The 26,145-nt window shown below is 71.3% G+C and carries 17 protein-coding genes; 2 read left to right on the top strand and 15 right to left on the bottom strand.

Features of this window, described 5'->3' with window-relative positions; all coding sequences use genetic code 11:
• Positions 1 to 220 precede the first annotated feature (220 nt).
• Positions 221 to 1,708 carry a PLP-dependent aminotransferase family protein gene (locus WME83_RS03975; RefSeq protein WP_437317917.1) on the bottom strand — a complete coding sequence of 496 codons (1,488 nt, stop codon included), beginning with the start codon at positions 1,706 to 1,708 and terminating at the stop codon, positions 221 to 223.
• A 64-nt stretch (positions 1,709 to 1,772) separates the two neighbouring features.
• Here WME83_RS03975 and WME83_RS03970 point away from each other — a divergent pair, with 64 nt between their 5' ends.
• Entirely contained in the window at positions 1,773 to 2,270 is a 498-nt protein-coding gene (locus WME83_RS03970) for a cupin domain-containing protein (RefSeq protein ID WP_061628827.1), read from the top strand.
• Positions 2,267 to 3,160 carry a dihydrodipicolinate synthase family protein gene (locus WME83_RS03965; RefSeq protein ID WP_437317916.1) on the top strand — a complete coding sequence of 298 codons (894 nt, stop codon included), beginning with the start codon at positions 2,267 to 2,269 and terminating at the stop codon, positions 3,158 to 3,160. The genes WME83_RS03970 and WME83_RS03965 overlap by 4 nt, the downstream gene beginning before the upstream one ends.
• A 48-nt stretch (positions 3,161 to 3,208) precedes the next feature.
• Here WME83_RS03965 and WME83_RS03960 read toward each other — a convergent pair whose 3' ends face one another.
• The 14 genes from WME83_RS03960 to WME83_RS03895 form a co-directional block, all read right to left on the bottom strand.
• Complete coding sequence (locus tag WME83_RS03960) at positions 3,209 to 4,252, bottom strand: hypothetical protein (protein WP_437317915.1); 1,044 nt, start codon at positions 4,250 to 4,252, stop codon at positions 3,209 to 3,211.
• A 902-nt stretch (positions 4,253 to 5,154) separates the two neighbouring features.
• Entirely contained in the window at positions 5,155 to 8,589 is a 3,435-nt protein-coding gene (locus tag WME83_RS03955; RefSeq protein WP_437317914.1) for a GAF domain-containing protein, read from the bottom strand.
• A gap of 74 nt (positions 8,590 to 8,663) precedes the next feature.
• The gene (locus WME83_RS03950) at positions 8,664 to 9,515 is read right to left on the bottom strand and encodes a lysophospholipid acyltransferase family protein (protein ID WP_437317913.1); all 852 of its coding nucleotides are present in this window, start codon (positions 9,513 to 9,515) and stop codon (positions 8,664 to 8,666) included.
• Between the two features lie 211 nt (positions 9,516 to 9,726).
• On the bottom strand, positions 9,727 to 11,184 hold the full coding sequence (gene gatB, locus WME83_RS03945; RefSeq protein WP_437317912.1) for an Asp-tRNA(Asn)/Glu-tRNA(Gln) amidotransferase subunit GatB: 1,458 nt from the start codon (positions 11,182 to 11,184) through the stop codon (positions 9,727 to 9,729).
• 163 nt (positions 11,185 to 11,347) lie between these two features.
• Positions 11,348 to 12,022, bottom strand: a complete 675-nt coding sequence (locus WME83_RS03940; protein ID WP_061623964.1) for a NuoI/complex I 23 kDa subunit family protein — start codon at positions 12,020 to 12,022, stop codon at positions 11,348 to 11,350.
• Between the two features lie 11 nt (positions 12,023 to 12,033).
• Positions 12,034 to 13,800, bottom strand: a complete 1,767-nt coding sequence (locus WME83_RS03935) for a complex I subunit 1/NuoH family protein (protein WP_437317911.1) — start codon at positions 13,798 to 13,800, stop codon at positions 12,034 to 12,036.
• Positions 13,797 to 15,491 carry a 2Fe-2S iron-sulfur cluster-binding protein gene (locus tag WME83_RS03930; RefSeq protein ID WP_437317910.1) on the bottom strand — a complete coding sequence of 565 codons (1,695 nt, stop codon included), beginning with the start codon at positions 15,489 to 15,491 and terminating at the stop codon, positions 13,797 to 13,799. The genes WME83_RS03935 and WME83_RS03930 overlap by 4 nt, the downstream gene beginning before the upstream one ends.
• Before the next feature lie 69 nt (positions 15,492 to 15,560).
• Positions 15,561 to 16,775: an NADH-quinone oxidoreductase subunit D gene (locus WME83_RS03925; RefSeq protein WP_437317909.1), complete on the bottom strand. Its 1,215-nt coding sequence runs from the start codon at positions 16,773 to 16,775 to the stop codon at positions 15,561 to 15,563.
• A 3-nt stretch (positions 16,776 to 16,778) separates the two neighbouring features.
• Positions 16,779 to 17,459: an NADH-quinone oxidoreductase subunit C gene (locus tag WME83_RS03920; protein WP_437317908.1), complete on the bottom strand. Its 681-nt coding sequence runs from the start codon at positions 17,457 to 17,459 to the stop codon at positions 16,779 to 16,781.
• Entirely contained in the window at positions 17,456 to 18,040 is a 585-nt protein-coding gene (locus tag WME83_RS03915; protein WP_129573004.1) for an NADH-quinone oxidoreductase subunit B, read from the bottom strand. The genes WME83_RS03920 and WME83_RS03915 overlap by 4 nt, the downstream gene beginning before the upstream one ends.
• Positions 18,028 to 18,384 carry an NADH-quinone oxidoreductase subunit A gene (locus WME83_RS03910; protein ID WP_437317907.1) on the bottom strand — a complete coding sequence of 119 codons (357 nt, stop codon included), beginning with the start codon at positions 18,382 to 18,384 and terminating at the stop codon, positions 18,028 to 18,030. The genes WME83_RS03915 and WME83_RS03910 overlap by 13 nt, the downstream gene beginning before the upstream one ends.
• Positions 18,385 to 18,639: 255 nt before the next feature.
• Positions 18,640 to 19,746, bottom strand: coding sequence for a hypothetical protein (locus tag WME83_RS03905; protein WP_437317906.1), 1,107 nt, complete (start codon positions 19,744 to 19,746; stop codon positions 18,640 to 18,642).
• Positions 19,747 to 20,280: 534 nt separating this feature from the next.
• Positions 20,281 to 22,956 carry an MXAN_6577-like cysteine-rich protein gene (locus WME83_RS03900; RefSeq protein ID WP_437317905.1) on the bottom strand — a complete coding sequence of 892 codons (2,676 nt, stop codon included), beginning with the start codon at positions 22,954 to 22,956 and terminating at the stop codon, positions 20,281 to 20,283.
• Between the two features lie 233 nt (positions 22,957 to 23,189).
• Entirely contained in the window at positions 23,190 to 26,138 is a 2,949-nt protein-coding gene (locus tag WME83_RS03895; RefSeq protein ID WP_437317904.1) for an MXAN_6577-like cysteine-rich protein, read from the bottom strand.
• Positions 26,139 to 26,145 lie beyond the last annotated feature (7 nt).

Below are 26,145 nucleotides of genomic sequence, written 5' to 3'. Positions count from 1 at the left end.
CGCGCAGGCGCGCCGACGCCGCGCGGCAAAGGAGATCGAGTCGAGGGCGCGGGGCGCCGCGGGATTGGCGCGGATGGCTGTGTGTGCGTGTCGGGAAGGCGTGCGGTGTGTGGGGGTGAAGGAATCCCACCCTGCATGCGCGTGGGCGTCGAACTCCCCCGGGCCAGGAGCTTCGATGGAATGAGCGTGAGATGGAGAGCGTCGCGCGCCCCCGCGCCGATCATCGGCGCTTCGCGCCGGAGTCGGGCTCGAGGCACGCCTCCAGCGTGTCGCAGATCGTCGACAGCTCGTCGGTGGTGTGCGCCGCGAAGCCGAAGCGAAACGCGGGCAAAGACCCGTCGGCGACGTGCGCAGACCCCGGCGTGAGGGTCAGGTTGCGCGCGTGCGCGCGTCGGACCAGCTCTTCCGCGGTCACGCCGCGAAGGCGCAGCCAGAGCGCCAGTCCCCCGCCGGGCGGATCGCACGCGAGCGCGGCGCGTAGGGGCGGCCGCGACGCGAGCTGCTCCAGCAGGTGGTCACGGCGCTCGCGGTAGAGCTGCCGGGCGCGCCGCGCGTGACGCTGGACCTCGCCGTCCTCGATGAGCTCGGCCACGGCGCGCTCGAGGACGACGTCTCCCTGACGATCGAGCAGCTCACGGACCGAGCTCAATCGCGCGACCACGGACCTGTCCGCGATGATGTATCCGAGCCGCAGGGCGGGGGCGATGAGCTTCGACAGCGAGGCGACGTAGACGCAGCGCGACGAGAGGTCCTTGGTCGCGGAGAGGGGCAAGAGCGGCGCGCCCTCGAAGTGGTACTCGTAGTCGTAGTCGTCCTCCACGATGTAGAGCCGGTGAGCCTCGCAGATCCGCCGCAGGTGCATCCGGCGCTCGGCGGACATCGCCACGGTCGTGGGGTATTGATGGTGCGGTGTCACGTACACGGCCTTGAGGCGCCCCTTGAGCCGCTTGGCGTGCGCCTCCAGCTCATCGGTGCGAAGGCCCTCGGCGTCGACGGGCACATGGACGACCTCGGCCCGGGCGAGCCGGAAGGCGCGCCACGCCGGCGCGTAGCCGGGGTGCTCGGCGGCGACGACGTCCCCGGGCTCCAGCATCGCCAGCGCGAACAGGCTCAGCGCGCCCTGGCTGCCGCGCGTCAGGACGACCTCCTCCGAGGAGCACGAGAGGCCGCGAGCGTGGTTGACGAAGCCCGCAAGGACATCCCGGAGCACGGGATCGCCCGCGGCGTCGCCGTAGCCGAGGCCCGTCCGGGTCAGCGCTCGGAGGGCGCGCCGCTGGGCGCGGGCGAGCGGGTCCACGGGCGCGATCCGGGCGTCGGGGACTCCGTCGCTCACCGCGATCACGGCGGCGCGCCGCTGGGCGGGCGCCGCGCCGACGGAGCGGCGGCCCTCGGCGTCCGCGACGGCGAGCGTCGGCAGGTTGAGCGCGACCCGGGTGCCGCGGGCGGGGAGCGCCTCGAGCCACCCTTGGGCCACCAGCTCGCCCACGGCGGCGACGACGACCTTCCTGTTGACCTTGAGCTGGGCCGCGAGCGTCCGGCTGCCCGGGAGCGTCGCCCCCGGCAGGAGCCGCCCGCGCTGGATCTCCTGGACGATCGCGCGGCTCAGCTGGGTTTGGCGCGGCACCGACGCGCCGCCGTCGAGCGCCAGGTCGAAGCGCCACGGGCGACCAGCTGGACCCGTCGATATGTTGGTTCTGGAGCCTCCCATGGGTCCAGCATCGCGCTATTCCTTCTCCTGCGCAAGGCGCTCTTCGCGCCGACAAGGAGCAGACATGGGCGAACGGTTTCATTCAGCAGACTTCGACAAGACGCCGCCGCGGCCTCGCGTGGTGATGCCCGAGCGGCTCGCGCACCCCGCGGTCGAGTCGGACGGGCATCGCGACGCCTACTCGAGGGCGAGAAAGCACCCGGTCTTCTTCGTGGATCTCCCGTCGCACGCGATCAGCGTGACCATCGGCTGGCTCGAGCCGGGGCAATCCTCGAATCGGCACCGGCACACGTACGAGACGATCCTCTACGTTCTGGAGGGAGAGGGCTATTCGTACGTGGGCGGGAAGCGCGTCGACTGGAAGCAGGGGGACGCGATCTACGTCCCGGTGTGGGCCTGGCACAACCACGTCAACACCGGAGAGGGGCGGGCGCGCTACCTCGCCTGCGAGAACGCGCCGGCGCTGCAGAACATGGGCGGGGTCGCGCTGCGCGAGGAGGTGCCGGGCCGGGCCGACCTGCTCTTCGACAAGCACCACGAGGCGGAAGGAGGCGCGCGATGACATCCCCTCTCCGTGGCATCGTCGCTTACCCCATCACGCCGTTCACCGAGGCCGGGCGCGTCGATGAGCAGCTCCTCGGGCGCATCGTCGACGACATGCTCGCCGCGGGCGTGCATGCGATCGCGCCGCTGGGCAGCACCGGGGTGCTGCCGTACCTCTCGGACGAGGAGCGCGAGGCCGTCACCGACCTCGTCGTCAGGCGCGTGGCCGGCCGGGCGCCGACCCTTGTCGGCGTGTCGAGCCTCACCACCGAGCGGACCGTGCGCCACGCGAAGTACGCGGAGCGGGCTGGCGCCACCGCGGTGATGATCATCCCGATGAGCTACTGGAAGCTCTCGGACAAGGAGATCGTGGCGCACTTCGAGGCCGTCGCGAAGGCCGTCTCCATCCCGATCGCGGTGTACAACAACCCGGCGACGGGCGGCATCGACCTGAGCCCCGACGCGATCGCGCGGCTACTGCGCATCCCGAACGTCACGATGGTGAAGGAGAGCACCGGGGACGTGAACCGGATGCACCGGCTCGTGCAGCTCTGCGGCGACCAGGTGGCCTTCTACAACGGGAGCAATCCGCTCGCGCTCGCCGCGTTCGTGGCCGGGGCCCGCGGCTGGTGCACGGCGGCCCCGCACGTGATCCCTCGCCTCACCGTCGAGCTCTACGACGCGGTGACGCGCGGCGACCTCGACGCCGCGCGGAGGTGCTTTTACCGCCAGCTGCCTTTCCTTCAGTTCATCGTCGCGCACGGCCTGCCGCGCGCCATCTCGGCGGCCCTCGAGCTGATGGGCACCCGGGTCGGGCCGCTCCGGGCCCCGCTGCAGCCGCTGGAGAAGGAGCGGGTCGAGGAGCTCCGACGGATCCTGGTCGATCTCGCCGTGCTGCCGTCCGCGTGACGCGCTCTTCGCGTCGGCGCCGCGCGCCGGGGCGCGGCGTGCGGGCGCTCAAGGCGCTACGGCTCCGCAGACGATCTCGCGGATCTGGAGCTGGCCCGCCTCCTCCTGCGTGAGAAAGATGCGCCCCTCGGTCGACGGGATACGAGGCGTACGCGCCGCTGGAAAGGGTCCGCCCGTGAGCGGGATCAGGGTGTCGTCCTTCCAGCGGGCGAACGTGGATCCGCTCGAGCTCCGGAGCTCGACGAGGGGCGAAGCTCCGCCGGCCACCCAGGAGTAGACTGGAACCGCGTCGGAGGGGGGCAGCCGCGCCACCTGGCTCAGCGCGCCGGGCGCGAGGCGGTACACCGTGAGCCCTCGGGGCCCCGCGTCCGGCAGCTTGTCATGAAAGGAGAAATAGATTCCGGTCGGGTCCACGGAGACCGCCGGGCACGAGAGCGTGTCGGGCATCGGCCAATCGATCACCGCTCGAGCCTCCCCGGTCGCATCGAGCTCGACGATGTGAAGCGTGCTCGAGTTCACATCGACCACGCTCCCCAGAGCTCCGTGCTCGGTGCCCGTGAGCGTGAAGCAGTCGAAGACGAGGCTGTCCTCGTGTTCGTACAGCTGCGCCTCGCCGAGTTTGTGAGCCTTCTTGTCGAGCAGCGCAAAGTGCGGGACCGTCGTGCCCGGATGGCCATTCCCGACCGCCACGCGTTCTCCATCCGCCGAGACCGCCACCGCGTTCCTCGACGTCGCTCGATGGAAGATGTCGAGCACTTCCTCGGGCTCCGAGGCGGGCTCGCCGCTCGCCAGGAAGGCCTGCGCCACGAGCGTGGTCTCGTAGCCGAGCCCGTCCCGTGCACGGGAGAGGATGAAGAGCGGGTCGGCGGCGCTCCCGGCCACCGCGAGCGAGATCGGAGGGCCGACGTCGGACGGAGACGGGATCGACGGCGCCATCCACGCGTTCTCGTCCGTCCCGAGGAGCCAGACGTTCCGGGACACACCGGAGCCCGAGCCAAACGATTCGGCCTCGCACGTGCCGAAGCCTCCGGGGATGCGGCCGAGGATTGCAGGGAGAAGGCTGTCCGTGACCTCGGTGACGAGCCGGCTCACCTCGACGCAGTCATCCGTTCCAGGTGCTGGAGCGCCGCCTTCTCCGCCTGTCCCCGCATGACCGCCGGCTCCGTTCCCACCGTTTCCTACGGCCCCGGGTTCCCCGGCCTCGGCCTCACCGCCGCCGCCCGATGTCTCACCGCTCGATGTCCCGCCGCTCGCAGCCGGACGATCGGCGTTCTCGCTCCTGCCGCACGCCATGGGCAGAGCGAATGCGACGCCAATGAGCGCGATCCAAGTCGGCCGTTTCGGAACCCCCATTCCCTCAGCGTACCTCGAGGAGTCAGGGCTGCGATCCTCTCCGTAGCCGACCCCTTGACCCTTCGCGGCCTAGCCGCCACCCGAATCGGAAAACTTCGACCAAGCTTCCCTCCATCGCGATCTCGAGAGGCCCGGCCCCCGGTGTGTCGCAATGCATTACGCTTTAACCAGTGTCGGTCCACCTCACCTGGTATATCTCTCGGTCAATGTCGCAAATCGCCGGTGAAGTGATATACGGCCAGTGCCATCGCTGAGGCGTGCGCTCCACATGTCGCTGCTCGTCTCTCGGCACATGGTTCGTGTGCCCTCCCCTCTCCGTGGCCTCCGCGGCCCTAAGTCCCCCTTTTTCCTCTCCACCGGGCGTCAAGGCGTGAGCGCCGGGGTGGGGGTGTGCGCGGCAGCGCGCGGGGGGCGCGCTGGAGCACCGAACGAGGTGCCATAAGGTCTCAGCGGTCTCCGCGTCCCAGGCGCGCCTTGTGTGGCGCGCACCATAACGTCTCAGCTGGCATGGCCCGAAGTGAGACATGCCGGGCGGTGTTCTCAGCGCGAGCTCCCCCGCCCCCGTCTTGGCGGATGGCCAGCGCCCCCCGCGCGCTGCCGCGCACACCCCCACCCCGGCGCCGTCGCGCCTGGACCCCCGGTCACTCGTCTCGTGACCACGGCAGGAGCCCGGTCGCCAGGCTCTTCACCGCCGCCGCCAGCTCGATCGGCTCGATCGGCTTGGGCACGTGCATCTGGTAGCCGGCCGCGAGCGCCCGCACCCGGTCCTCGGTCCGCGCGTACGGCGTCAGCGCCAGCGCCGGCGTCCGCCCCACCTTGCGCGGCAGGAGGTCCCGCACCTTCCGGATCAGCGAGTACCCGTCCTCGCCCGGCATCCCGATGTCGACAACGAGCAGCGCCGGCTCCGACGTCTCCAGCAGCTTGAGCGCCTCGGCGCTCGACGTCGCCGTGCTGACCTCGGCCCCGCAGCGCCGCAGCACCGACGTCAGCATCGCGAGCGTGTCGGGATCGTCGTCCGCGATGAGCACGCGCACGCCCGAGAGCCGCGGGAAGGGGTTGCGCGGGTCGGGCGCGATGCCGGCGCTCGTCAGCGCCGTCGCCGTGGCGCCCGTCGACAGCGGCAGCTGCACCGAGCACGTCGTCCCGCGCCCGGGGCCGGCGCTCGTGATGCGCACCGTGCCGCCGTGCAGCCCCACGACGTGCCGCACGATCGACAGCCCCAGGCCGAGGCCGCCGTGGCGGCGCGCGCCGCTGTTGTCCTCCTGCCGGAACCGCTCGAACACGTGCGGCAGCGAGTCCGCCGAGATGCCCTCCCCGTCGTCGACCACCTTGATCTCGGCGTGGCGGTCGTCCTGCGAGAGCTGCACCTGGACCAGCCCCCCGGGCCGCGCGAACTTCACCGCGTTCGACAGGAGGTGCCACACGACCTGCTGGAGCCGCGCCGGATCGCCCTCCACGAACACGCCCTCGGGATCGAGCCTGGTCTCGATGGCCACGCCCTTGCCGGCGGCCGAGGGGAGGATCGCCTCGACCGCCGTCTGCACCGGCAGCGTCAGCTCCACCGCGAGCCGCTCGATCTTCAGCGTGCCCGTCACGACCTGCGACGCGTCGAGCAGCTCGTCGATGAGCGTCACCTGGTGCTCGGCGTTGCGCTCGATCGCCGACAGGGCCCGCGTCTCCGCCACCCGATCGAGCGAGCCCGCCTGCATCATCCGCGCCCAGCCGAGGATCGCGTTGAGCGGCGTGCGCAGCTCGTGCGACACCGTCCCGAGGAACTCGTCCTTCAGCCGGTTCGCGTCCTGCACCTCGCGGTACAGCCGCGCGTTGTCGAGCGCGAGCGCGGCGCGGTGCGCGACCTCCTCGGCGAAGGCGACGTCGGACCGCTCGAAGAACCGGCCGGACTCCGACGACACGAGCGAGATCGCGCCGAGGATCCGCCCGCGCGCCCGGAGCGCCACCACGAGGTACGAGAGCGGCGCGAGCGCCCGGTTGGCCGCGGCCTCCTCGCTCGTCATCGCGTCGTGCAGCAGCACGTCCCCGCGCACGTCGGCGTAGAGCTCCGACCGGCCCGTGCGCAGCACGCGCGCCACCGGGCCCGGCTCGCCATCGACGCGGCTCGGGTGGAAGTACCGGAGGAGCGGCTCCTTCAGCGGGCTCACGTGCGCGACCGCGACGTGGCGCAGGCCGAGGCCGTCGTCGATGTCCACCAGGCAGAAATCGGCGAGCACCGGGAGGACGAGCCGCGCGAGCGACTGGAGCGTGGCCGTGAAGTCGAGCGACGCGGCGAGCGCCGTGCTGAGCTCCGCCAGGAAGGCGAAGCGCCGCGCCGCCTCCTCGGCCTCGGCGCGCGCCGCCTGCACCCGGATGAGCCGCGCGCGCTCCTCCTCGGACCGCTTCCGATCGGTGATGTCGCGGTGGATGCCGACCAGGAACAGCGGGCGGCCCTCCTGGTCGTGCACCGCGTACGCCGTCACCTCGATCGGCACCTCGGAGCCGTCGCGCCGCACGCACGGGACCTCGCCGACGAAGGTGCGCGCGTCCTCGATCTGCTGGAGGATCCTCCGCGTGGTCTCGTCGCGGACGTCGTCGCGGTGCAGGAGCGCCATGCTCTTGCCGACGATCTCCTCGGAGAGGTAGCCGAAGATCGACTCGGCCTCGCCCATCCAGTACCGGATGTTGCCCTCGACGTCGGTGACGAGGATCGCCTCGGGCATCTGCTTGAGCACCTCGTGCGAGAGGTGCATCGCCTCCTCCGTCTGCAGCGCGGAGAGGCGCGCCCGCTCGAGCGCCTGCGCGCTCTGCTGGACCAGCGCGAGCATGAACGCCCGGTCGTCCTCGGAGAACGACTGCGGCGCCGAGAAGCCGAAGCCCACGGCGCCGAGCACGCGCCCCTCGAGGAACAGCGGGATCGCGGCGTACGCGCGCTCGCCCGTGGCGGCGCAGCAGGACACGAAGCCCGGCTCGAACTCGACGAAGCGCTCGTCCGACTCGAGGAAGATCGGCTGCCGCTCGCGGACCGCCCGCGCGAGCGGCAGCTCCGCGCTCAGCTCGAACGTCTTGAAGCGCGCGATCTGCGCCTCCAGGTACCCCGTCGAGCGCACCGTCTCGAGCTCGCCGCCGAGCCCGGCGCGCAGCGCCACCATGCCCGTCACCGCGCCGGCGGCGGCGACGACGTCGCTCGCGAGCACGCGGAGCACCGCGGGCGGCGTGATCGCGTCGGAGAGCGCGGCCGTGACCGCGAAGAGCCAGGCGGCGCGGTCCGCGCTCCGCTCCGCGGACTGGCGCGCCTCCTCCGCCTTCCGGTAGAGGTAGGCGTTGTCGAGCGCCAGCGCCACGCGGTGCGCGAGCTCGGCCGCGAGCACGAGGTCGTCCGCGGAGTAGATGCGGTTCGACTCGGAGACGCCGAACGAGAGCACGCCGAGCTTGCGGCCGCGCGCGATGAGCGGCACCGCCATGGCCGAGCGCGTGCCGAGCTGCTCCAGCGCGGCGGCGCGCTCGGCGGCCTCCTCGCCCTGGTCGCCGTCGAGCTCGTGCAGCAGCTCGGACTCGCCGCTGTGCAGCACCTTGGCGATGCCGAGGCGCTCCTCGGCGTCGGGCGAGATCGCGCGGAGGAGCCCCTCGCGCTCGGGGTTCACGTGCTTGGCCGCGACCCGGCAGAACCGGTTCTTCGGCGCGCCCGCCTGCCCCGCGCGCCCCTCGCCCGCCGCCTCGGCCGCGGCGCGCTGGCGGCGCTGCGCGTAGATGCCCGGCGCGGGCGTGACGTCGAGCGCGCTCACCCCCGGCGCGAACGGCGGCCCGTCGGCCTCGGACAGCGGCGACGGCGGCGGCACGGAGCTGACCAGGCCCATCGCGTCCGCGGCGCCGCGCTCGATCAGGTCGACCGTGCACCAGTCCGCGAGGAAGGGGACCGACAGACGCGCGAGACGCTCCAGGATCGTGTGCGGATCTAGCGATCCGGTGAGCTGCTCGCTCGCGTCCGCCAGGAACATCAGCTCATTATGGATCGCCCCGCCGCGGGGCTGCTTGAGGACCTGCCACGCCATGGCGGTCTCGGTGGGGTTGCCTTCACGCTCCATGATGGTCGCCGGCGGCCCGCATCGTAGCGAGGGCCGATCGCAGAAGCCAGCGGCGCAGGAGCGGGGCCGGGCGCCTATACGTCGGCGCTGAGCCGCGCGCGGGCGCGGTGGACGAGCGCCTGGACGGCCCGATGCGACTCGTCGCGGACCGCGCCGACGTCCTGGCCTGCCGTGGCGATGGGCGCGCCGACCTCGATCGCCGCGGGGATACGTCGCGCACGGCTTACCCGGGCCATGTGCGCCGCGAACGACTCGTCGGCGTAGGACGATTCCGCGCCGCCGTACGCGAGCCCGACGGGGACGATCTCGGCGCCGACGCGGCAGGCCGCGGTGAAGCCGCCCGCGCGGAACGGCCGCACCTCATCCCCCGAGAACGTGGTCCCCTCGGGGTAAACCATCACACCACGGCCGCGCTTGAGCGCGGTGCACATCGCATGCACGACCGCGGAGCCGCTGCGCTTGCTCGACCGGTCGACGAAGAGCGTTCCGACGCGGCGCGCCGCCATGCCGATGACCGGCCAGCCGGCGAGGTCGGCGCGGCTCACGACGGTCGCCTCGAAGAAGGCGAGCGTGACCATGATGTCGAGCGCGGAGCGGTGGTTCATCACGAACAGCCGCCCCATCCCCCGCGGATCGCGCCCGGGGTAGTACGCCCCGCTCGCCACGGCCGGGTCGGCCGCGCCGCCGGCGGGGCCGCGCGTGGGCTCCGCCTGGACCAGACCGCCGGCGCGCACGTCGAGGCCGTACAACTTCAGGAGCGCGCGCCCGTAACGGCGCATCCATGTATGGAGGACCACCTCGCGATCGGCGTCGCTGGAGAGCGCGGTGTCGATCTCCAGCAGGCCGTACATGCCGAAGGTGAGGCCGACGAAGCCGGCGGTGCGGAGCGGAAAGCGGAGGGCGTCGAGGGGGAGAGCGCTGACCATGCTTCGGGTGTCCTGGTCGCCGGGCGGTTCAGGCGGCGGGGCGATCCTTGGCGTGGAACCGCACGGAGAGGAAGCCTCGGCGCGCCCGCGCGTCGCAGGCGACCGCATACGGGATGCAGATGACCGCGGCGAGACCGCCGCTCGCCAAGTTCGTGGCGAGCGCCCGGCGGGACGAAGGCCCGCGCGACGCCCGCGGCGGCAGCTCCCTTCCTTACGCGCCGGCGGCGGGGGCGCCTTCGAGCAGCCGCTTGAGGACGTCGTTCACGACGGCCGGGTTCGCGCTGCCCCCCGTCTTCTTCATGATCTGCCCGACGAAGAAGCCGAGCAGCGCGGTCTTGCCGGCGCGGTACGCCGCCGCCTGCTTCTCGTTCGCGGCGATGATCGAGGCGGCGATCGCCTCGATCGCGCCGGCGTCGCTCATCACGGCCATCCCCTTGTCGCGGACGATGTCGCCGGGCGCACGGTCCGTGCCGGCCATCTCCATGTAGACCTCCTTGGCCTGCTTGCCGCTGATCGCGCCCTCGTCCACGAGGCGGAGCAGCCCGGCCACCTGCGCCGGGGAGACCGGGAACGTCGCCGACAGGCCCGCCGTGCGGGTGTCGCGCAGCACCTCGCCCTGGACGAAGTTCGCGACCTTGACCGCGTCGCCGTGGAGGCGCGCCGCCTCCTCGAAGAACGCCGCGATCTGCGGGTGGCCGGTCAGGACCTGCGCCGCGTACGGCGTCAGCCCGAGCGACTCGGCGAAGCGGCGGCGCTTGTCGGCCGGCGGCTCCGGGAGCGCGGAGCGCACCTCGGCGAGGAACGCCTCGTCCACGACGAGCGGCGGCAGGTCCGGCTCGGGGAAGTAGCGGTAGCCGGACTCGTTCTCCTTGTCGCGGAGGAGGTACGTCTCCTTCTTCTCGGCGTTGTACCCGCGGGTCTGCTGCCGCACCCGGCCGCCCTGCTCGATGAGCGCGATCTGCCGCCGGATCTCGAGATCGATCGCCTCGGCGACGAAGCGGAACGAGTTGATGTTCTTGAGCTCGGTCCGCGTGCCGAGCTTCGCCTCCCCGACCGGGCGGACCGAGACGTTGGCGTCGCAGCGGAAGCTGCCCTGCTCGAGGTTGCCGTCGTTGACGCCGATGAACATCAGGATCTCGCGCAGCCGCTTCAGGTACTCGGCGGCCTCGGCGCCCGAGCGGAGGTCGGGCTCGCCGACGATCTCGATGAGCGGCGTGCCGGCGCGGTTGAGATCGACGACCGACAGGCCCCCGATGCCGTGGAGGTTCTTGCCCGCGTCCTCCTCCATGTGGACGCGCGTGATCCCCGCCCGCCGCTTGCCGGCCTCGGTCTCGATCTCGAGGGCGCCGCGCAGCGCGAGCGGCCGATCGTACTGGCTGAGCTGAAAGCCCTTCGGGAGGTCCGGGTAGAAGTAGTTCTTCCGCGCGAAGATGCTGCTCTCCTGGATCTCGCAGCCGAGCGCGAGCGCGGCGCTCACCGCCATCCGGACCGCCTCGCGGTTCAGCACCGGGAGCGAGCCCGGGAGGCCGAGGCAGACCGGGCAGGTGTGCGTGTTCGGCGGGTCGCCGAAGCTGGTCGCGCAGCCGCAGAACGCCTTGGTGCGGGTGAGGAGCTGCGCGTGGACCTCGAGCCCGATGACCGCCTCGAAGGAGCCGTACGTCGTCGCCATGGCTCGCCGTTCTAGCAGAACCTCGCGCGGGCGAGGTGCCTCCGGCTCTACCTGTCGTGGTTCATCGCCCGGCGGGCAGGAGCCCGCCGTCGCTCACCGCCCGGCGGGCAGGAGCCCGCCGGTTCATCGCCCGGCGGGCAGGAGCCCGCCGGGTGGGCGCGGCTCAGTGATCCGCGGCTTCGCGCGTGAGGCCGGGGTGCGTCGGGTCGCCCGGCTCGTGGCGCTTGTTCGCCGTCAGCCGCGAGCCCGAGCGATCGGTGAGGCTCATGAGGAGATCGCGCCGGTAGATGAACTGCTCGCGCGAGTCGTAGGGCACCGCGTGGAGGCCCGTGTCCATGCGGATCGCGTCGACGGGGCACGCCTCGACGCAGTAGCCGCAGAAGACGCAGCGGAGCTCGTCGATGACGAAGCTGCTCGGGTACCGCTCGTAGCCGTGCCGCCGATCGCCCTCGGGGTACTCGGCCGGATCGATCGCGATGCACTGCGCCGGGCACGCGGTCGAGCAGCAGAGGCACGCGACGCAGCGGGGCGAGCCGTCCTCGCGCAGCGTGAGCCGGTGGATGCCCCGGAAGCGCTCCGGGTAGGGGCGCTTCTCCTCGGGGTAGCTGATCGTCGTGACCCCCGGCTCCAGCGCGTTGAGCACCGGGTCCGGCTTCTGGCCGAGCACCATCTCCTTCGTGTTCTTGAAGAAGTGCTTCATCGTGAGCCCCAGCCCCTTCACCATCTCGGGGATGTAGGCCTGCACGTCGGCGCTCCGGGAGGGACGCGGGATCGGCTTGCCGGCGACGGGCCTGCCGGCCGGCTTCGTCCAGGGGTTGCTCGGGGTAGCCTTCGCCATGGGATCCTCCTCTACGCCTGCTGCGGCGCCGCCTTGGTGCCCCCCGCCGCGGCGGCGAACCGGGCCGAGGTGGAGACGATGATGCGCTGGCGCTCGACCGGCTCGAGGAGGCCGGCGATCATCGCCACGACCGCCGCGAAGCCGCCCACGGCGACGACCGCGTGGGTGATGTCGGCGGCGACCTGGAGGCCGCCGCGGAGCCCCGCCGGCGCCGAGTCGACGGCCAGGATCACGATGCCCGTCACCATCATGTTGACGAGCGTGAGCGGCAGGAGCTTCGTCCACCCGAGCCGCATCACCTGGTCGTAACGGAAGCGCGGCAGCGTCCAGCGGAAGAAGACCTGGACCCACGACATGAGGATCGTCTTGCCGAAGAAGGCGAGGACGTACGTCAGGCTCACGGCCCAGTGGGTCATCTTGTACTGGAACAGCGTCGCGTCGCCGAGGACGATGTTGATGCCGTCGCGGTCCAGGAACGGCAGGTGGTAGCCGCCGAAGAAGAGCGTGACGAGGAGCGCGCTCGACGTGATGAGCTCCACGTACTCGCCCGTCATGAACATGCCGAACTTCATCCCGGAGTACTCGACGAAGTAGCCGGCGACGATCTCGCTCTCGCCCTCGGGCTGGTCGAACGGGATGCGCTTCGTCTCGGCCGCGAGGGCCGCGAGGAACAGGATGAACGCGAACGGCTGGACGAAGATCCCCCACGCGTGCTGGGCCTGCCACTGCACCATGTCGCCGAGCCGGACGCTGCCGTAGATCATGAAGAGCCCGACGACGCTGAGGCCCATGGCGACCTCGTAGCTGACCATCTGGCTCGCGGCGCGCAGGCCGCCGAGCAGCGAGAACTTGTTGTCGCTCGCCCAGCCGGCGAGCGCGGCGCCGATGATGCCCGTGCCCGCCATCGCGAAGATGTAGAGGATGCCGACGTTGAGGTCGGCGACCTGGAGGTTCACGACGTGGCCGCTGCACGTGAACGACGGGTCGACCGTCCGCTGGAGGAGCGGGAGGTCCGCGAAGCCGAAGATCCCGTCGCCGTTGTCCGCGAAGCAGAGCTTGTCGCCGAAGGGGATGACCGCGAACGTCACCAGCGCCGGGAACATCGCGAGCAGCGGCGCGAGCGAGTGGAGGAGCCGGTCGGCGTTCTTCGGGATGAAGTCCTCCTTCCAGATCATCTTGATCGCGTCGGCGGCCGCGTGGAGCGTGCCGAGCAGGCGCAGCGGGATCTTGCCCTCGGGGACGCGCAGCGCCGTGTACGCGCCCGTCACGACGAGCAGCGCGCCGAGCAGCCCGCACACGACCCGCGCGGCCGTGGGCGCCGCCGCGACCGGGACCGCCTGCGTGACGAAGAAGGCCAGCACGTGGCCCAGGACGCCGGCGTAGAAGATGTTGCGCGGGTCGACGCGGGCGAGCGCCTCCTCGGCCCCGTTGATCGGGCCGCCCCGGCGGGCCGACGCGCAGAACACGAGCAGGCCGAACCAGGTCACGAGCACCGCGAGCTGCGCGCCGACCACCAGCGTCTCGACGGCGGACGGCCCGGTCATCTCGCGCGTCGCCGTGAACACGGCGAGCGCCCCGAGCAGCGCCGGCGGGAAGAACACGATGCCGCGCACGAGCATCGACGGCAGGTAGACGACCGCGCGGTTCGGGCCGACGCGGTCCTGCACCATCGCGCCCTGGCGCCGGTCGGCCCAGGTGGCGATCGCCGCCATGTTCAGCAGGAACAGGACGACGATGAGAATCTTCACGATCGCGAGAACGACCTCGACGAGAGTCATGCCGTGGCCTCCGTCTTCTTCGGCTCAACCCGCGCTCCGTCGGCGACGGCGGTCGCCGCCGCGGTGTGCGCGGGGGGCGCCGCGCCGAGCACCGCGGCGGGCGCGCCCGCCCCCGCGACCGCGCCGGGCGGCATGGCGCGGCGCAGCTCTGCGAGGGTCTTCCACCCGGTCTCGTACCCGAGCGCGCGCCCGAGCCGGCCGATGAGCTCCCAGGCCGGGCGCGCGTCGCCGTGCGGGAGCAGCGCCCGCTCGCTCCGCTGCGCGAGGCCCTTCCGGTTCACGTACGTCCCCTCGGCCTCGGCCCAGGAGCACGCCGGCAGCGCGACGCGCGCCGCCTTCGCCAGCGGCCCCTCGTGGGCGGCGATCGTCACCACCCCCTTGAGCCGCGAGAGCGCCCGCTGCGCCTCGCCCGCGTCGACCTCGAGGTCCGACCCGAGGGCGACGACGTACGCGTACTGCCCCGACGCGATCCCCTGGAGCAGCTCCGCGACCGGGCGCGGCGGGGTCGCCGCCGCGATCTGCACGGCGCCGCGGGTGTTCGGGTTCTTGTCCTCGCTGATGAGGATGTCGTCGCCCTGGCCGAGCGGCCTGCCCGACACGAAGAAGTCGGTCGCGCCGAGGTACGTCGTGGCGAGGTGGTAGAGCGCGAAGTTGTCCTCGTTCGAGTGCTGGGCCGACAGGACGATCGCGACCCGCGACGGGTCGTCGGCGTGGCCGCTGAGCTGCTCCTTGGCCGCGGCCAGGGCGTCCTCGACGCTCGCGTCGTCGTTGCCGACGAGCGCCGTGAGCAGCCGCCCCTCGACCGCGTGCCGGTACGACAGCATGCCGTCGTCGCACATCCAGTACGTGTTGACGGCCATGTTCTCGCGCGGGCGGTGCCGGTACGGCGTGTTGTTGCGCGGATCGTAGTCGAGGTAGGCGTTGCAGCCCGTCGCGCAGCCCTGGCAGATGGTCCGGGCGCTGCGGAGGAACCAGACCCGCGCCTTGAACCGGAAGTCGCGCGACGTGAGGGCGCCGACCGGGCAGACGTGCTCGGTCATCAGCGTGTAGTTGTGGTCGAGCTCGCGCCCCGGCGAGACCGTGATCTCCCCGAGGTTGCCGCGCTCGCGGACCGAGAGCACCGGATCGCGGGCGAGCTCGTTGCAGACGCGGATGCACCGCGTGCAGACGATGCAGCGCTCGGCGTCGTAGACGATGGTCGGCCCAAACGTCACCGCCTTCGGCTTGTGCACCGGCTCCTGGTGCATCCGCTTGCCCTTGCGCTGGTGCTCGAGCCAGTAGTCCTGGAGGCGGCACTCGCCGGCCTGGTCGCAGATCGGGCAGTCGACCGGGTGGTTCAGGAGCAGGAGCTCCTGCACCGCCGAGCGCGCCTCGGACACGTGATCGCTGCTCTCGGACAGCACCTCCATGCCGTTCGCGCAGGCCATCTGGCAGGCCGGCTGGAGCTTCGGCTTCGCCGCCGGCACGTAGTCCTGCTTGGCCGGGTCCCAGCGGAGGATGTCGAGGCTCATCGCCGGGCGCCCGGGCGGCGGCAGCACCTCGACGAGGCACATCCGGCAGTTGGCGGCGACGCTGAGGCCCGGGTGCCAGCAGTAATGGGGGATGTCGATCCCGGCGCGGTGCGCCGCCCGGATGATCGTGTCACCGCTCTCGAAGGGGATCTCCCTTCCGTCGATCTTGATCGTAGGCATCGTGCTCTCGGTTCCCGGCGGGGCCGCGCGGGCCCCAGCTTCCTTAGGTCGATGACGGGAGCGCCGTCGCTAGTGGTCGCACTCCCCGCCGATCATGTTGAGCGAGCCGAAGGTCGGCACGACGTCGGGGATCATCAGCCCGGTGATGAGCTGCGAGAGCCCCTGCGTCGTGGCGAAGCACGGCGGCCGGATGCGGACGCGGTAGGGCGTGCCGCTGCCGTCGGACACCAGGTAGAAGCCGAGCTCGCCGTTGCCGGCCTCGGTGTACGAGTAGCACTCGCCGGCGGGCACCTTGATGCCCTCCATGACGATCTTGAAGTGCTGGATGGTCGCCTCGATGGTCGTGTAGACCTCCTCCTTCGGCGGCAGCACGATGCGCGGATCGTCGATGTTGACCGGCCCCTCGTCGGGCATCTGGTCGAGCGCCTGCTCGATGATCCGCGCCGACTGGCGGATCTCCTCCTGGCGGCACATGAACCGGTCGTAGTTGTCGCCCCGCGTGCCGACCGGCACGTCGAACTCGAAGCGGTCGTAGACCATGTACGGGTTCGCGCGGCGCACGTCGTACGCCAGGCCGGTCGCCCGGAGCACGACGCCCGTCCAGCCGAGCGCGAGCGCGTCCTCCTGCGAGATCTGCCCGACGCCGTCGAGGCGATCGAGGAAGATGCGGTTCTTCAGGATGAGCTTCTCGGCGTCGTTGACGAGCGCGAGCACGCGCGCGAGGCCCACCCGCACCATCGACTTGAAGTCGGGCGTGGGCGGCCGCGCCATGCCGCCGACGCGGCCGAAGCTGTGCGTCAGGCGCGCCCCCGTCTCCTCCTCGAAGATCTCCCAGAAGATCTCGCGCGCGCGGCACAGGTAGAGGAACGGCGTGAAGGCGCCGAGCTCCATGCTCATGGCGCCGCTGCAGATCATGTGATCGCAGATGCGCGCCATCTCGCCGAGGATCACGCGGTAGTACTGGCAGCGCTCGGGCACCGTGACGCCGAGCATCTTCTCGACCGCCAGCGCGAAGCCGACGTTGTTGAGCATCGGCGAGACGTAGTTGAGCCGGTCGACGTACGGGAAGACCTGCGTCCACGTGCCGCGCTCGCACATCTTCTCGAAGCCGCGGTGCAGGTAGCCGATCTGCACGTCGGCCTTGTTGATCGTCTCGCCCGAGAGCTCGAGCACGATCCGCACCGTGCCGTGCATCGCCGGGTGGGACGGCCCCATGTTGAGGAGCATCGGCTCGCTCGGGAGATCGAGGTGGGCCTCGTCCAGGTCGCGATCCAGGGGTTCCATCGTTCAGCTCCGCTCCTGCAGCGCACCCACGCCGATGCCCTGCGGTTTGCCCTTGTCCGAGGCCTCGTCCCCGCCGGTCGACTCGAGCGACGCGCCCGCGCCCGCGTTCAGCATCGCGAAGTCGTGCGTCTGGCGGCCGAAGCTCATGCCCTCGTCGGGGCCGAACGGCGGCAGCTTGCCGATGTTCGGCACCTCCCGGAACGGGATGAGCGGCTGGATGCGGTTGGCCGGGTAGTCCTTGCGCAGCGGGTGCCCCTCGAACTCCGGGTACATCAGGATGCGCCGGAGGTCGGGGTGCCCGCGGAAGACGATGCCGAGCAGGTCGTAGCACTCGCGCTCGAACCAGTTCGCGCCCTTCCACACCGGCACGATCGAGTCGATCTCGGCGCCGTTGCCCTCCTCGTCGCCCACGCGCGCCTTGATCCGGATGCGGTGGTTCCTCTCGAAGGAGCGCAGGTGGCAGACCACCTCGAAGCGGGGCACGTCGCCGCGCCAGAGGTAGTCGACCGCCGTGAGGTCGACGAACATGTTCATCAGCGTCCGCGGGTCGTTGCGGAGGAAGAGCGCGACGTCGCGCCACACCGCCGGGTCGATCACCGCGGTGTCGTCGCCGAACTGCGAGTGCGTCTCCAGGACGGCGCCCGGGAACTGGGCCGTCAGGATCTCGAGGACCTTCTTGCTCACTGCTGGCTCCTCTCCTTGCGCTGGAGGGTGACGAGGCGCTCCGCGGTCTGGGCCGGGTCCTCGCGCGGCTTCACGATCGCCGGCGTGCGGTCGCCGCGCGCGATCTTGTCCTGGAGGAGCATGAGGCCGTCGAGCACCGCCTCGGGGCGCGGCGGGCACCCGGGCACGTAGACGTCGCAGGGGATGATTTTGTCGATGCCGGCGACGGTCGTGTAGTTGTCGTAGAAGCCGCCGCACGAGGCGCACGTGCCGAAGGCGAGCACCCACTTCGGGTCGGCCATCTGCTCGTAGATGCGCCGGAGCGCGGGCGCCTGGCGCTGGCTGATGGTCCCCACCACCCAGAGCAGGTCGGCCTGGCGCGGCGAGAAGCGCGGCACCTCGGCGCCGAACCGCGCCATGTCGTAGCGCGGGCTCGCCATCGCCATGTACTCCATGCCGCAGCAGGCCGTCACGAACGGGTACTGGAACAGGGAGTACTTCTTCGCCCAGTTGAGCAGCGCGTCCACGCGCGTCGTCGCGAACCCGTGCTCGGAGCCCTCCATCACTCGCGTCGAGGGCCCTCCACCCTTCATTTCTCCCATTCCAGAGCTCCCTTCTTCCACACGTACACGAGCGCGACGACGAGCAGCGCGATGAACGAGCTCATCGTTGCGAGGCCCGTCCACCCCAGGGAGCGGAACTGGACCGTCCACGGGTAGATGAGCACCGCCTCGATGTCGAACACGACAAAGAGGATCGCCGTCAGGTAGAACTTCACGCTCGGCTTGACGAATCGCCCGCCCGTCGAGTCGCTGCCGCACTCGTACGGGATCATCTTCTCGGGCGTCGGGTTCTTCGGGCCGAGGAGCGACGTCAGCGTGAACATCGCGAGCGCGATGACCGCGGCGACGAGAAACAGCAGGAACAAGGGGATGTAGGTGGCCATCGAGAGAGCACTCCTACGGGTCGACCCCGGGAGGGTCGACCGCCTCGCCGCAGCGCGCGGCGTCTCGGGCGAGACCTCAGGGCCCGCGGCCCCGAACCATGCAGTCCAAAAAGGTGAGAGCGACGCGGCGATTGCTGCCTGAAACAGCAAAAATCCGAGCGATCCCGGCTTAATCCGCGCCGGATCTAGTCGGCCGCCGCGGGGGTGTCAATGGAGGCGGTCGGTCAACCTGCCCCCAACCGGCGGGCCGCAATCCTAGGAGCGGCTCGCCACGAGGACCAGCCCTCTCCACGCGGTCAGGGCCGTTCCCAGGGTCGCCTCGATCTCCCGGATCTCCTCCACCATCTCGGCGTCCGGCACGCCGACGCTCCGCGCCTCGCGGACGCAGGCGAGGGCGGCGACGAACTTCTTGCGCTGCACGAACGCCCGCGCGAGGAGCGGCCAGATCTGCTTCGGCGGGGCGCCGAGGTTCGCGGCGCGGCGGAGAGGGCCGATGGCCTCGCCCGCCCGGCCGTCGTCGAGCATGGCCTCGCCCAGCCGGCGGAAGATGTCGCCGGCCGCGGCCCCGTCGTGCGCGTACTGGACCGCGAGGCGCATGACCTCCTCGCCCTGGTGCTCCTCGCCGAGCTTGACGCACGCGGTGCCGAGCAGGCCGAGCCCCTTGGCGATCAGGCTGCGGGCGTCCGGGGTGAGCATCTGCCCCTCGGGCGTGCGCAGGAAGATCGCGAGCGGCGCCGGCCAGGTGCCGAGCAGCTGGATCACCTTCGGGTAGTCGCCGCGCTGGGACGCGACCTCGGCCTCCGCGACCTTGGTGAGGTCGATGGCGGAGCGCGCGCCGGCCGAGGCGCGCTCGAGCTCGTCGCGCACGTGCGAGCGGATGCGGGCGCGGAACTCGTTCAGCTCGTGCGTCTCCTCGATGCCGTCGCGCAGGAGGAGGAGGCGCGAGGTCTTCCCCTCGACGGAGAGCTTGCGGAGGCTGTAGCCGTAGAGGGGGGCGAGGAGCAGGTAGCGGACGCCGATGTGGAGCTGGATGCCCTCGAGGTCGGTGTCCCGCTCGGGGGCTTGCGGCGTCGTGTCCTCCGTGAGGAGGGCGCCGACGAGGCGGTGGCGGAAGTCGGCGAGCGTGAGCCGCTGGACGTCGCCGTCGATCTCCTCCTCGCCCGGCGGCGCGATGACGAAGTCGACCAGCGTGTTGTCCGGGTTGCGGCGGTCGACGGTGAGCGCCGTGATGCGGGCGCCCGTAATCATCGAGAAGGCAAAGAACGCCTCGCCCACGATCTCGCAGAGCGCCTGGAAGCTGCCGATGCCGTCGCCTATGCGCTCGAACCAGCCGTCGGTCCGAACGGCATCGAGGGAGAACACGCGTTCCTTTGGCATGGTTCGACCCGGATCCGAAGGGCGCGTCCCGGATGGCGGACGCAAGTCCCAGGGGGGCGAGACTCGCACGGTCGCGCGCGGCTCTCAAGAAAACTCCTAGGGATCGCGCGCATCGGCGTCGGCCTCGAGCGCGCCGCCGCCGCCGCCGTCCGCCGTCCGCCGTCCGCCATCCGCCATCCGCCATCCATCGCGCCACGCCGGGCCACCTGCCCCCACCGCGCTCCGAGGGGCCGCCCCTGCCCGCTCGTCCCCCCGCCGACGAGCCGCAGCGGCCGGCCCGACCCAGCCCTGTGCCTCACGCCCCGCGCGAGCCGGCCGAGGGCGCCAGCGGCGTCGCCCGTCGCACGAGCCTATCCCCCTGGCTCTGCTCCACGCGGGCCAGGAGCGGCTCTCCGATTAGGAGGAAAAATAAACCGCCAAGGCGTGGAGGACGCCAAGAAGAGAATTTTTTGACTCTCTTGCTTCCTGGCGTCCTTGGCGGCTTCTCCTACGGGTCGACGCCGGTGGCCCGCGCCCGGTCTAGGGCTCGGGATCGGTCCCCGCATCCGGATCGGTCCCCGCATCCGGATCGGTCCCCGCATCCGGATCGGTCCCCGCATCCGGATCGGTCCCCGGGTCGGGATCGGGCGCGCGCGCGGCGTCGATGTGCAGCACGAGGTTGCCGGAGGAGGAGGGCCGGCTGTCGCCGACGATCGTGATCACCTGGCCCGCGGTGAGGGCGACCTCCACCCGCGAGGCGACCCCGCTCGCGTTGTCGTTGCACGCGAGCTCGGCGCCGGTGCAGCTGTCGCCGTCGTGCACGTGGAGGATGGTGTCGAAGGTCGAGGTCAGCGTGTCGATGATGTACGTCCGGCTCTCCGGCGCGGTGAAGCGGTAGACCCGGTCGTTGCCGCTCGACGCCGCGCAGCCCGGCGCCGCCGAGTTGGGCTGCAGCAAGGTCGAGCCATTCACCACCTGCGGGACCGTCGAGCCGAGGTTGATCGGGTTCGCGCAGGTGCCCTCACCGTTGGACAGGGCGACGTTGAGCTTGAACGCCCCCGAGGCGGACGGCCCGGAGCCGTCGACCACGACGACCGTCTCCTGCCCCGCGACGAGCGGCACCGCGACCCGCGACTGGGGGCCGGCCGTGTTCTCGTTGCAGCCGAGCGACGGGCCGCCGCACGCGCCGTCGTGCACGTGGATGACCGTGTCGAAGCTCGAGCCGAACGTGTCGAAGACATAGACGCCATCCTCCGGGGCGACGAACTTGTAGGTCGCCTCGGCGCCGCCGGGCGCGCCGCACGGCGCGCTCACGAAGTCGCCGAGGCCGGTGGTCGTCCCGTTCACGGTCAGCGGGACGCCCGACCCCAGCTCGTTCGCCGGGCACGGGGGCGCCGGGATGCCGCTCACGTTGAGCTTGTAGGCGCCGGAGGCGTCGTACGCGCCGTCGACGACCACGTACGCGGTCTGCCCCGCCGAGAGCGGCGTGGACACCACCGACTGGGACGAGGACGACGCGTTGTCGTTGCAGCCCAGCGTGGGGCCCGCGCAGCTGCCGTCGTGGACGTGCAGCACCGTGTCGAGGCTCGACCCGATCGTATCGAAGGTATAACGCCCGTCGACGGGCGCCGTGAAGCTGTAGGTCGCCTCGGGGCTGTCGCTCGAGGCGCAGGGCGACTCGAGGACATGGTCGAGGCCCGACGTGTTGCCCGTGACCGACTGCGGGTAGGTCGAGCCGAGATCCATCATGGGGCACGGGGGCGGCTCCCACGCGGCGACGTTCAGCGTATAGCGCCCGCCCGCGCCCTCGAATCCATCGACGACGGCCACGATCGTCTGACCGGCCTCGAGCTCCACGACGGCGCGCGACTGCGATCCTCCTCGCGAGTCGTCGTTGCAGGCGAGCACCTCACCGTCGCACTCGCCGTCCTGGAGCTCCAGGATGGTGTTGAATTCGGAGCCGAACGTATCGAATACATACTTCCCGTCCGCCGGCGCCGTGAAGGTATAGCTCACGTCGGGGCCGCCCGGGTGGCCGCAGCTCGGCGTGATGGCGTCGCCGAGCAGCTCGGTGTCGCCGGTGAACGTCTTCGGGAGCGTGTCGCCGACGTCCTCTGAAGGGCACATCGGCGGACCTGCCTTCGACAGGTGAAGCGTGAAGTCGCCCTCCGAGCCGTCGAAGCCGGTCACGACGATCAAGACCGGCTCGCCCGCGCCGATGACCGCGCGGACCTTGGACTGCAAGATGGTAGGACTGATGTCATCGTTGCACGCGAGCTGAGCGCAGCTGGTCGCCGACACAACGCCAAGGGCCGTATCGAAGCGGGACCCCGAGGTGTCCAGCGTGTACGTCCCGGCCTCGGCGGGCGTGAAGAGGTAGACCCGCTCCGACGAGCCGGACGCCACGCACGCGAGCCCGTAGTTCGTCTCTCCCGCGATGGTGGTCCCCGTCACTGTCTGCGGGAACGTGTCGACGATCTCGTCGTAGGTGCCGAGGGCGCAGGTGCACGCGCCCTCCTGGCAGATGGCCCCGCGCTCGCACGCGACGTCGCAGGAGCCGCAGTGCAGCTCGCTCGTCTGCAGGTCGGCGCACGAGCCGTCGCAGTCCGTGAGGCCTTCGGAGCAGGAGCAGGCGCCCTCGACGCACAGCTGGGTCGGCGAGCAGCGGGTCTCGCAGTCGCCGCAGTGGGTCCTGTCGGTCAGCGCGTCCACGCAGGCGCCGTCGCACGCCGTGAGGCCCTCGGGGCAGGCGCACTCGCCGTCCGCGCAGACCTGCCCCTCCTCGCACGCGACGTCGCAATCCCCGCAGTTCCGCGGGTCGGTCTGGAGGTTCACGCAGCGGCCGTCGCACTCGGTATGCTCTTCGCTGCACGCGCCGTCGGCCCCCCCTTGGCCCGGAGCGTCGATGCCGCCCTCGCCGAACTGGCCGCCGCCTTCGCCCCCCTCGCCGCCCCCGCCCTCACCGGGGTCTTCGCCCTCGACGCAGGTGCCCGCCGCGCAGCGATGCCCCGCCGCGCAGGCGTTGCCGCATTCGCCGCAATGGTCGACGCTCGCCTGGGTATCGACGCATTCGCCGCCGCATTGCGACTGCCCGTCCGTGCACGGGTTCAGCGAGTTGGCGCTCTCGGCGCAGGACGACGCGAGGACAACCCCGGCGACCAGGAGCAACGCAGCGGACGAGAGGGTGGGCCTGAGGCGTAATCCGGATCGTTTCATATGCATCCTTGGGGGTACCTGGCCGTTGGGGGCGGAGCGGACAACACGATACGCCCACGCCCGAGGTATCCGCAACCGGCGGGGGCGCGCATGAAGCGAGAAGTTCGCCTGTCCACGCGCGGCTCGAGCCGCGACCTGGACCGTGCTCGCGGCGCCTCGCGGAGGCGCCGCGGCGAGCTCAGCGCGGCGGGCGGCGGCGCCGCCAGACCGGCGAGAGGGCGAACGCGGCGTCCTCACGGAGCGGGGTTGATGTTCAGCGTGAAGCTGCCCGACGACGTGCCGTATCCGTCGACGACCACGGTGATGACCTCACCGGCGGTGAGCGTCAGCTCCACCTTCGACGTCCCGGAGCCGCCACCATCGTCGTTGCAGCCACGCGAGGCGCCGCCGCAGCCGTCGCGGTGCACGTGAAGGAAGGTATCGTACGACGATCCGATCGTGTCGATGACGTACTCGCCGCCGGCCGGCGCGGTGTAGGTGAACACCATGTCCGCAGCGCTCGAGCCGGACGTGCAGGTGGAGGGGGGCGTCGCCGAGTTGGGCTGGCCCGACGTGGTGCCGGTCCTCGTGAGCGGCAGCTCCGAGCCGAGGTCGATCGGCGTCGAGCAGGTCCCCGGGCCGGTGAAGCGGTCCAGCTGGAGCACATAGTCGCCGGCGCTGGAGCCGCGGCCGTCGACGACGATGAAGACGGTCTGACCCGCGACGAGAGCGGCGGAGATGCGCGACTGCCGGCCGCCCGAAACGTCGTCGTTGCACCCGAGCGACGCGCCCCTGCAGCCCCCATTCAAGATCTGGAGGACCGTGTCGAAGCTCGAGCCGAGCGTATTGAAGATGTAGGTCCCGTTCTCCGGCGCGGTGAAGCTGTAGATCATGTCCGGAGCGGTCGAAGAGCCGCAGCTCGGGGTGACCGACCCGGGCTGATCCACGGTGCTCCCCGTGACGACCTGCGGGTAGCTGGAGCCGAGCTCGATGGGCGTCGAGCAGGTGCCGCCGCCGTCGAACCGCTCGACATTGAGCGTGAAGTCGCCCGACGCGCCCGCCGAGTCGCCGTCGATGAGCAGGATGATCGTCTGCCCCTCGTCGAGATCCAGCGTGAGCAGCGACTGCTGGCTCCCTGCCGCGTCGGCGTTGCACGCGATCGTGGTCCCGGAGCAGGAGCCATCGAGCGCGGCGAGGGTCGTGTCGAAGCTCGATCCGAATGTATCGATGAGGTACGTCCCGTCCTCGGGCGCGGTGAAGCTGTAGGTCGCCTCGCGGCCGCCGGCTTCACCGCAGGTCGGGCGCAGGACGTCCGACGCGTCCGCGGTCGTCCCGGTCACGGTCTGAGGCACCGTCGTCCCGAGATCGATCAGCGGGCACGGGGGGACGAGGGTCTGGCTCACGTTGAGCGTGTAGGCGCCGGAGGACGAGCTGGTGTAGCCGTCCACGACGACGATGACCGTCTGCCCCTCCTCGAGCAGCACCTTTACCTGCGATGGGCGGACGCCGGTGGCCATGTCGTCGTTGCACCCGAGGCTCGGCCCGCGGCACGTGCCGTCGTGGATGTGGAGGACCGTGTCGAATTCGGAGCCGATGGTGTCGAAGGTGTAGAGCGCGTCCGCCGGCGCGGTGAACGCATAGGTGACCTCAGGGCCGGCGCCGGAGCCGCAGGGCGCCGAGAGGGCGCTCTCGCGATCCACGATCGCGGTGGTGCCCGTCACGCGCTGCGGGAACGTGGCGGCGTCGAGGACGAGCTCCGGGCACGGCGGCGGCACGTACTCGCTGACGTTGAGCGTGAACGGCCCGTATTCTCCATCGGCGCCTTCGACGATCGCCACCACCGTCTGGCCCGCGGTGAGGTTCGCGACGACGCGCGACGTCTCTTCCGATGCGTTGTCGTCGTTGCAGGAGATCACCGAACCTGCGCAGGTCCCGCTGCGCAGCTCGAGGACGGTGTCGAACGAGGAGCCGGTCGTGTCGAAGATGAACCTCCCGGCGCGCGGCGCGGTGAACGCGTAGCTCGCCTCGGGGGTGTCGAGCGAGCCGCAGCTCGCCACGAGGGCGTCGCCGAGCGTCCAGGTGTCGCCGTGGACCGACTGCGGGAGCGTCGGCTCGAGGGTGCCCACCGGGCAGGCCGGCGGCGCCGCCCGGTCGATGTGGAGCTCGAAGTCGCCTTGCGCGCCGTTGTACCCCGAGACGACGACGAGGACCTCCTCCCCTCCCTCGAGGACCACCGAGGCGGCCGCCTCGGCCCCCGCGCGATCGTCGTTGCACGCGAGCTCGCGGCAGACCGCGCGGTCGAGCACGGCGATCGCGGTGTCGTAGCTCGACCCGGCCGTATCGAACCTGTACGTGCCGGCCTCTGCCGCCGTGAACTCGTAGACGACCTCGGTCGAGCCGGCGGCCACGCAGTCCAGCCCGAAATACGTGTCTGCGCCGAGCGTGGTGCCCCTCACGACCTGCGGGATCGTCGAGCCGATGTCCTCGTGCTCGCCGACGATGCAGGCGCACGTGCCCGCCTGGCAGACCAGCCCCCCGCCGCACGCCGCGCCGCACGCGCCGCAGTGCTGCGGGTTGCTCGCGAGATCGACGCACTTGCCGTCGCAGCCCGTGAGGCCCTCGTCGCAGGCGCACTCCCCGTCCACGCACGCCGCGTTGAGCCCGCACCGGACGTCGCAGCCCCCGCAATGCAGCGGATCTTTCGTCAGATCCGCGCAGCTGTCGCCGCACTCCGCGAGGCCGCCGTCGCAGCGGCAGGCGCCGCCCTCGCACAGCTGCCCGGCCGGGCATTCCTGGCCGCAGCCCCCGCAGTGATGCGGGTTGACGTCGAGATCGACGCAGCCGCCGCTGCACGGCGCGAGGCCGGGCGCGCAGAGCGCGCCGCCGGTCCCGTCCGACTGCCCTGGGGCCTCTATGCCCCCCTCGTCCCCGCCGCCCCCGCCGTTCCCCTTGTCCTCGCCGACGCACTCGCCCGCCTCGCACCGCTGCCCGCTCGCGCAGGCGCCGTCGCAGCCGCCGCAGTGGTCGGGATCGACCTGCGTGTCGACGCACGCGCCGCCGCACGTCGCGAGGCCGTCATTGCACGTGATGCTCGAGGTTTCTGCCCGCGCGCAGGACGAAGAGCCGACGAGGAGGGCAGCTGCCGTCAGCCAGAGCGCTGTGAACGACAGCCCGAACCTGGAGCGCAATCCGGGTTGACTCATGAACTTC

It is taken from the genome of Sorangium sp. So ce385 (assembly GCF_051474135.1).
Taxonomy (GTDB): domain Bacteria; phylum Myxococcota_A; class Polyangia; order Polyangiales; family Polyangiaceae; genus Sorangium; species Sorangium cellulosum_D.
Note: the sequence above shows the minus strand (reverse complement) of the source record. Positions and strands in the feature narration are given on the sequence as shown.

Excerpts from the sequence above, each read along its gene's own strand:
- WME83_RS03975 (WP_437317917.1), bottom strand. The coding sequence starts at position 1,708 with ATGGGAGGCTCCAGAACCAACATATCGACGGGTCCAGCTGGTCGCCCG.
- WME83_RS03970 (WP_061628827.1), top strand. The coding sequence starts at position 1,773 with ATGGGCGAACGGTTTCATTCAGCAGACTTCGACAAGACGCCGCCGCGG.
- WME83_RS03965 (WP_437317916.1), top strand. The coding sequence starts at position 2,267 with ATGACATCCCCTCTCCGTGGCATCGTCGCTTACCCCATCACGCCGTTC.
- WME83_RS03955 (WP_437317914.1), bottom strand. The coding sequence starts at position 8,589 with ATGGAGCGTGAAGGCAACCCCACCGAGACCGCCATGGCGTGGCAGGTC.
- WME83_RS03950 (WP_437317913.1), bottom strand. The coding sequence starts at position 9,515 with ATGGTCAGCGCTCTCCCCCTCGACGCCCTCCGCTTTCCGCTCCGCACC.
- gatB (WP_437317912.1), bottom strand. The coding sequence starts at position 11,184 with ATGGCGACGACGTACGGCTCCTTCGAGGCGGTCATCGGGCTCGAGGTC.
- WME83_RS03940 (WP_061623964.1), bottom strand. The coding sequence starts at position 12,022 with ATGGCGAAGGCTACCCCGAGCAACCCCTGGACGAAGCCGGCCGGCAGG.
- WME83_RS03935 (WP_437317911.1), bottom strand. The coding sequence starts at position 13,800 with ATGACTCTCGTCGAGGTCGTTCTCGCGATCGTGAAGATTCTCATCGTC.
- WME83_RS03930 (WP_437317910.1), bottom strand. The coding sequence starts at position 15,491 with ATGCCTACGATCAAGATCGACGGAAGGGAGATCCCCTTCGAGAGCGGT.
- WME83_RS03925 (WP_437317909.1), bottom strand. The coding sequence starts at position 16,775 with ATGGAACCCCTGGATCGCGACCTGGACGAGGCCCACCTCGATCTCCCG.
- WME83_RS03915 (WP_129573004.1), bottom strand. The coding sequence starts at position 18,040 with ATGGGAGAAATGAAGGGTGGAGGGCCCTCGACGCGAGTGATGGAGGGC.
- WME83_RS03910 (WP_437317907.1), bottom strand. The coding sequence starts at position 18,384 with ATGGCCACCTACATCCCCTTGTTCCTGCTGTTTCTCGTCGCCGCGGTC.
- WME83_RS03900 (WP_437317905.1), bottom strand. The coding sequence starts at position 22,956 with ATGAAACGATCCGGATTACGCCTCAGGCCCACCCTCTCGTCCGCTGCG.
- WME83_RS03895 (WP_437317904.1), bottom strand. The coding sequence starts at position 26,138 with ATGAGTCAACCCGGATTGCGCTCCAGGTTCGGGCTGTCGTTCACAGCG.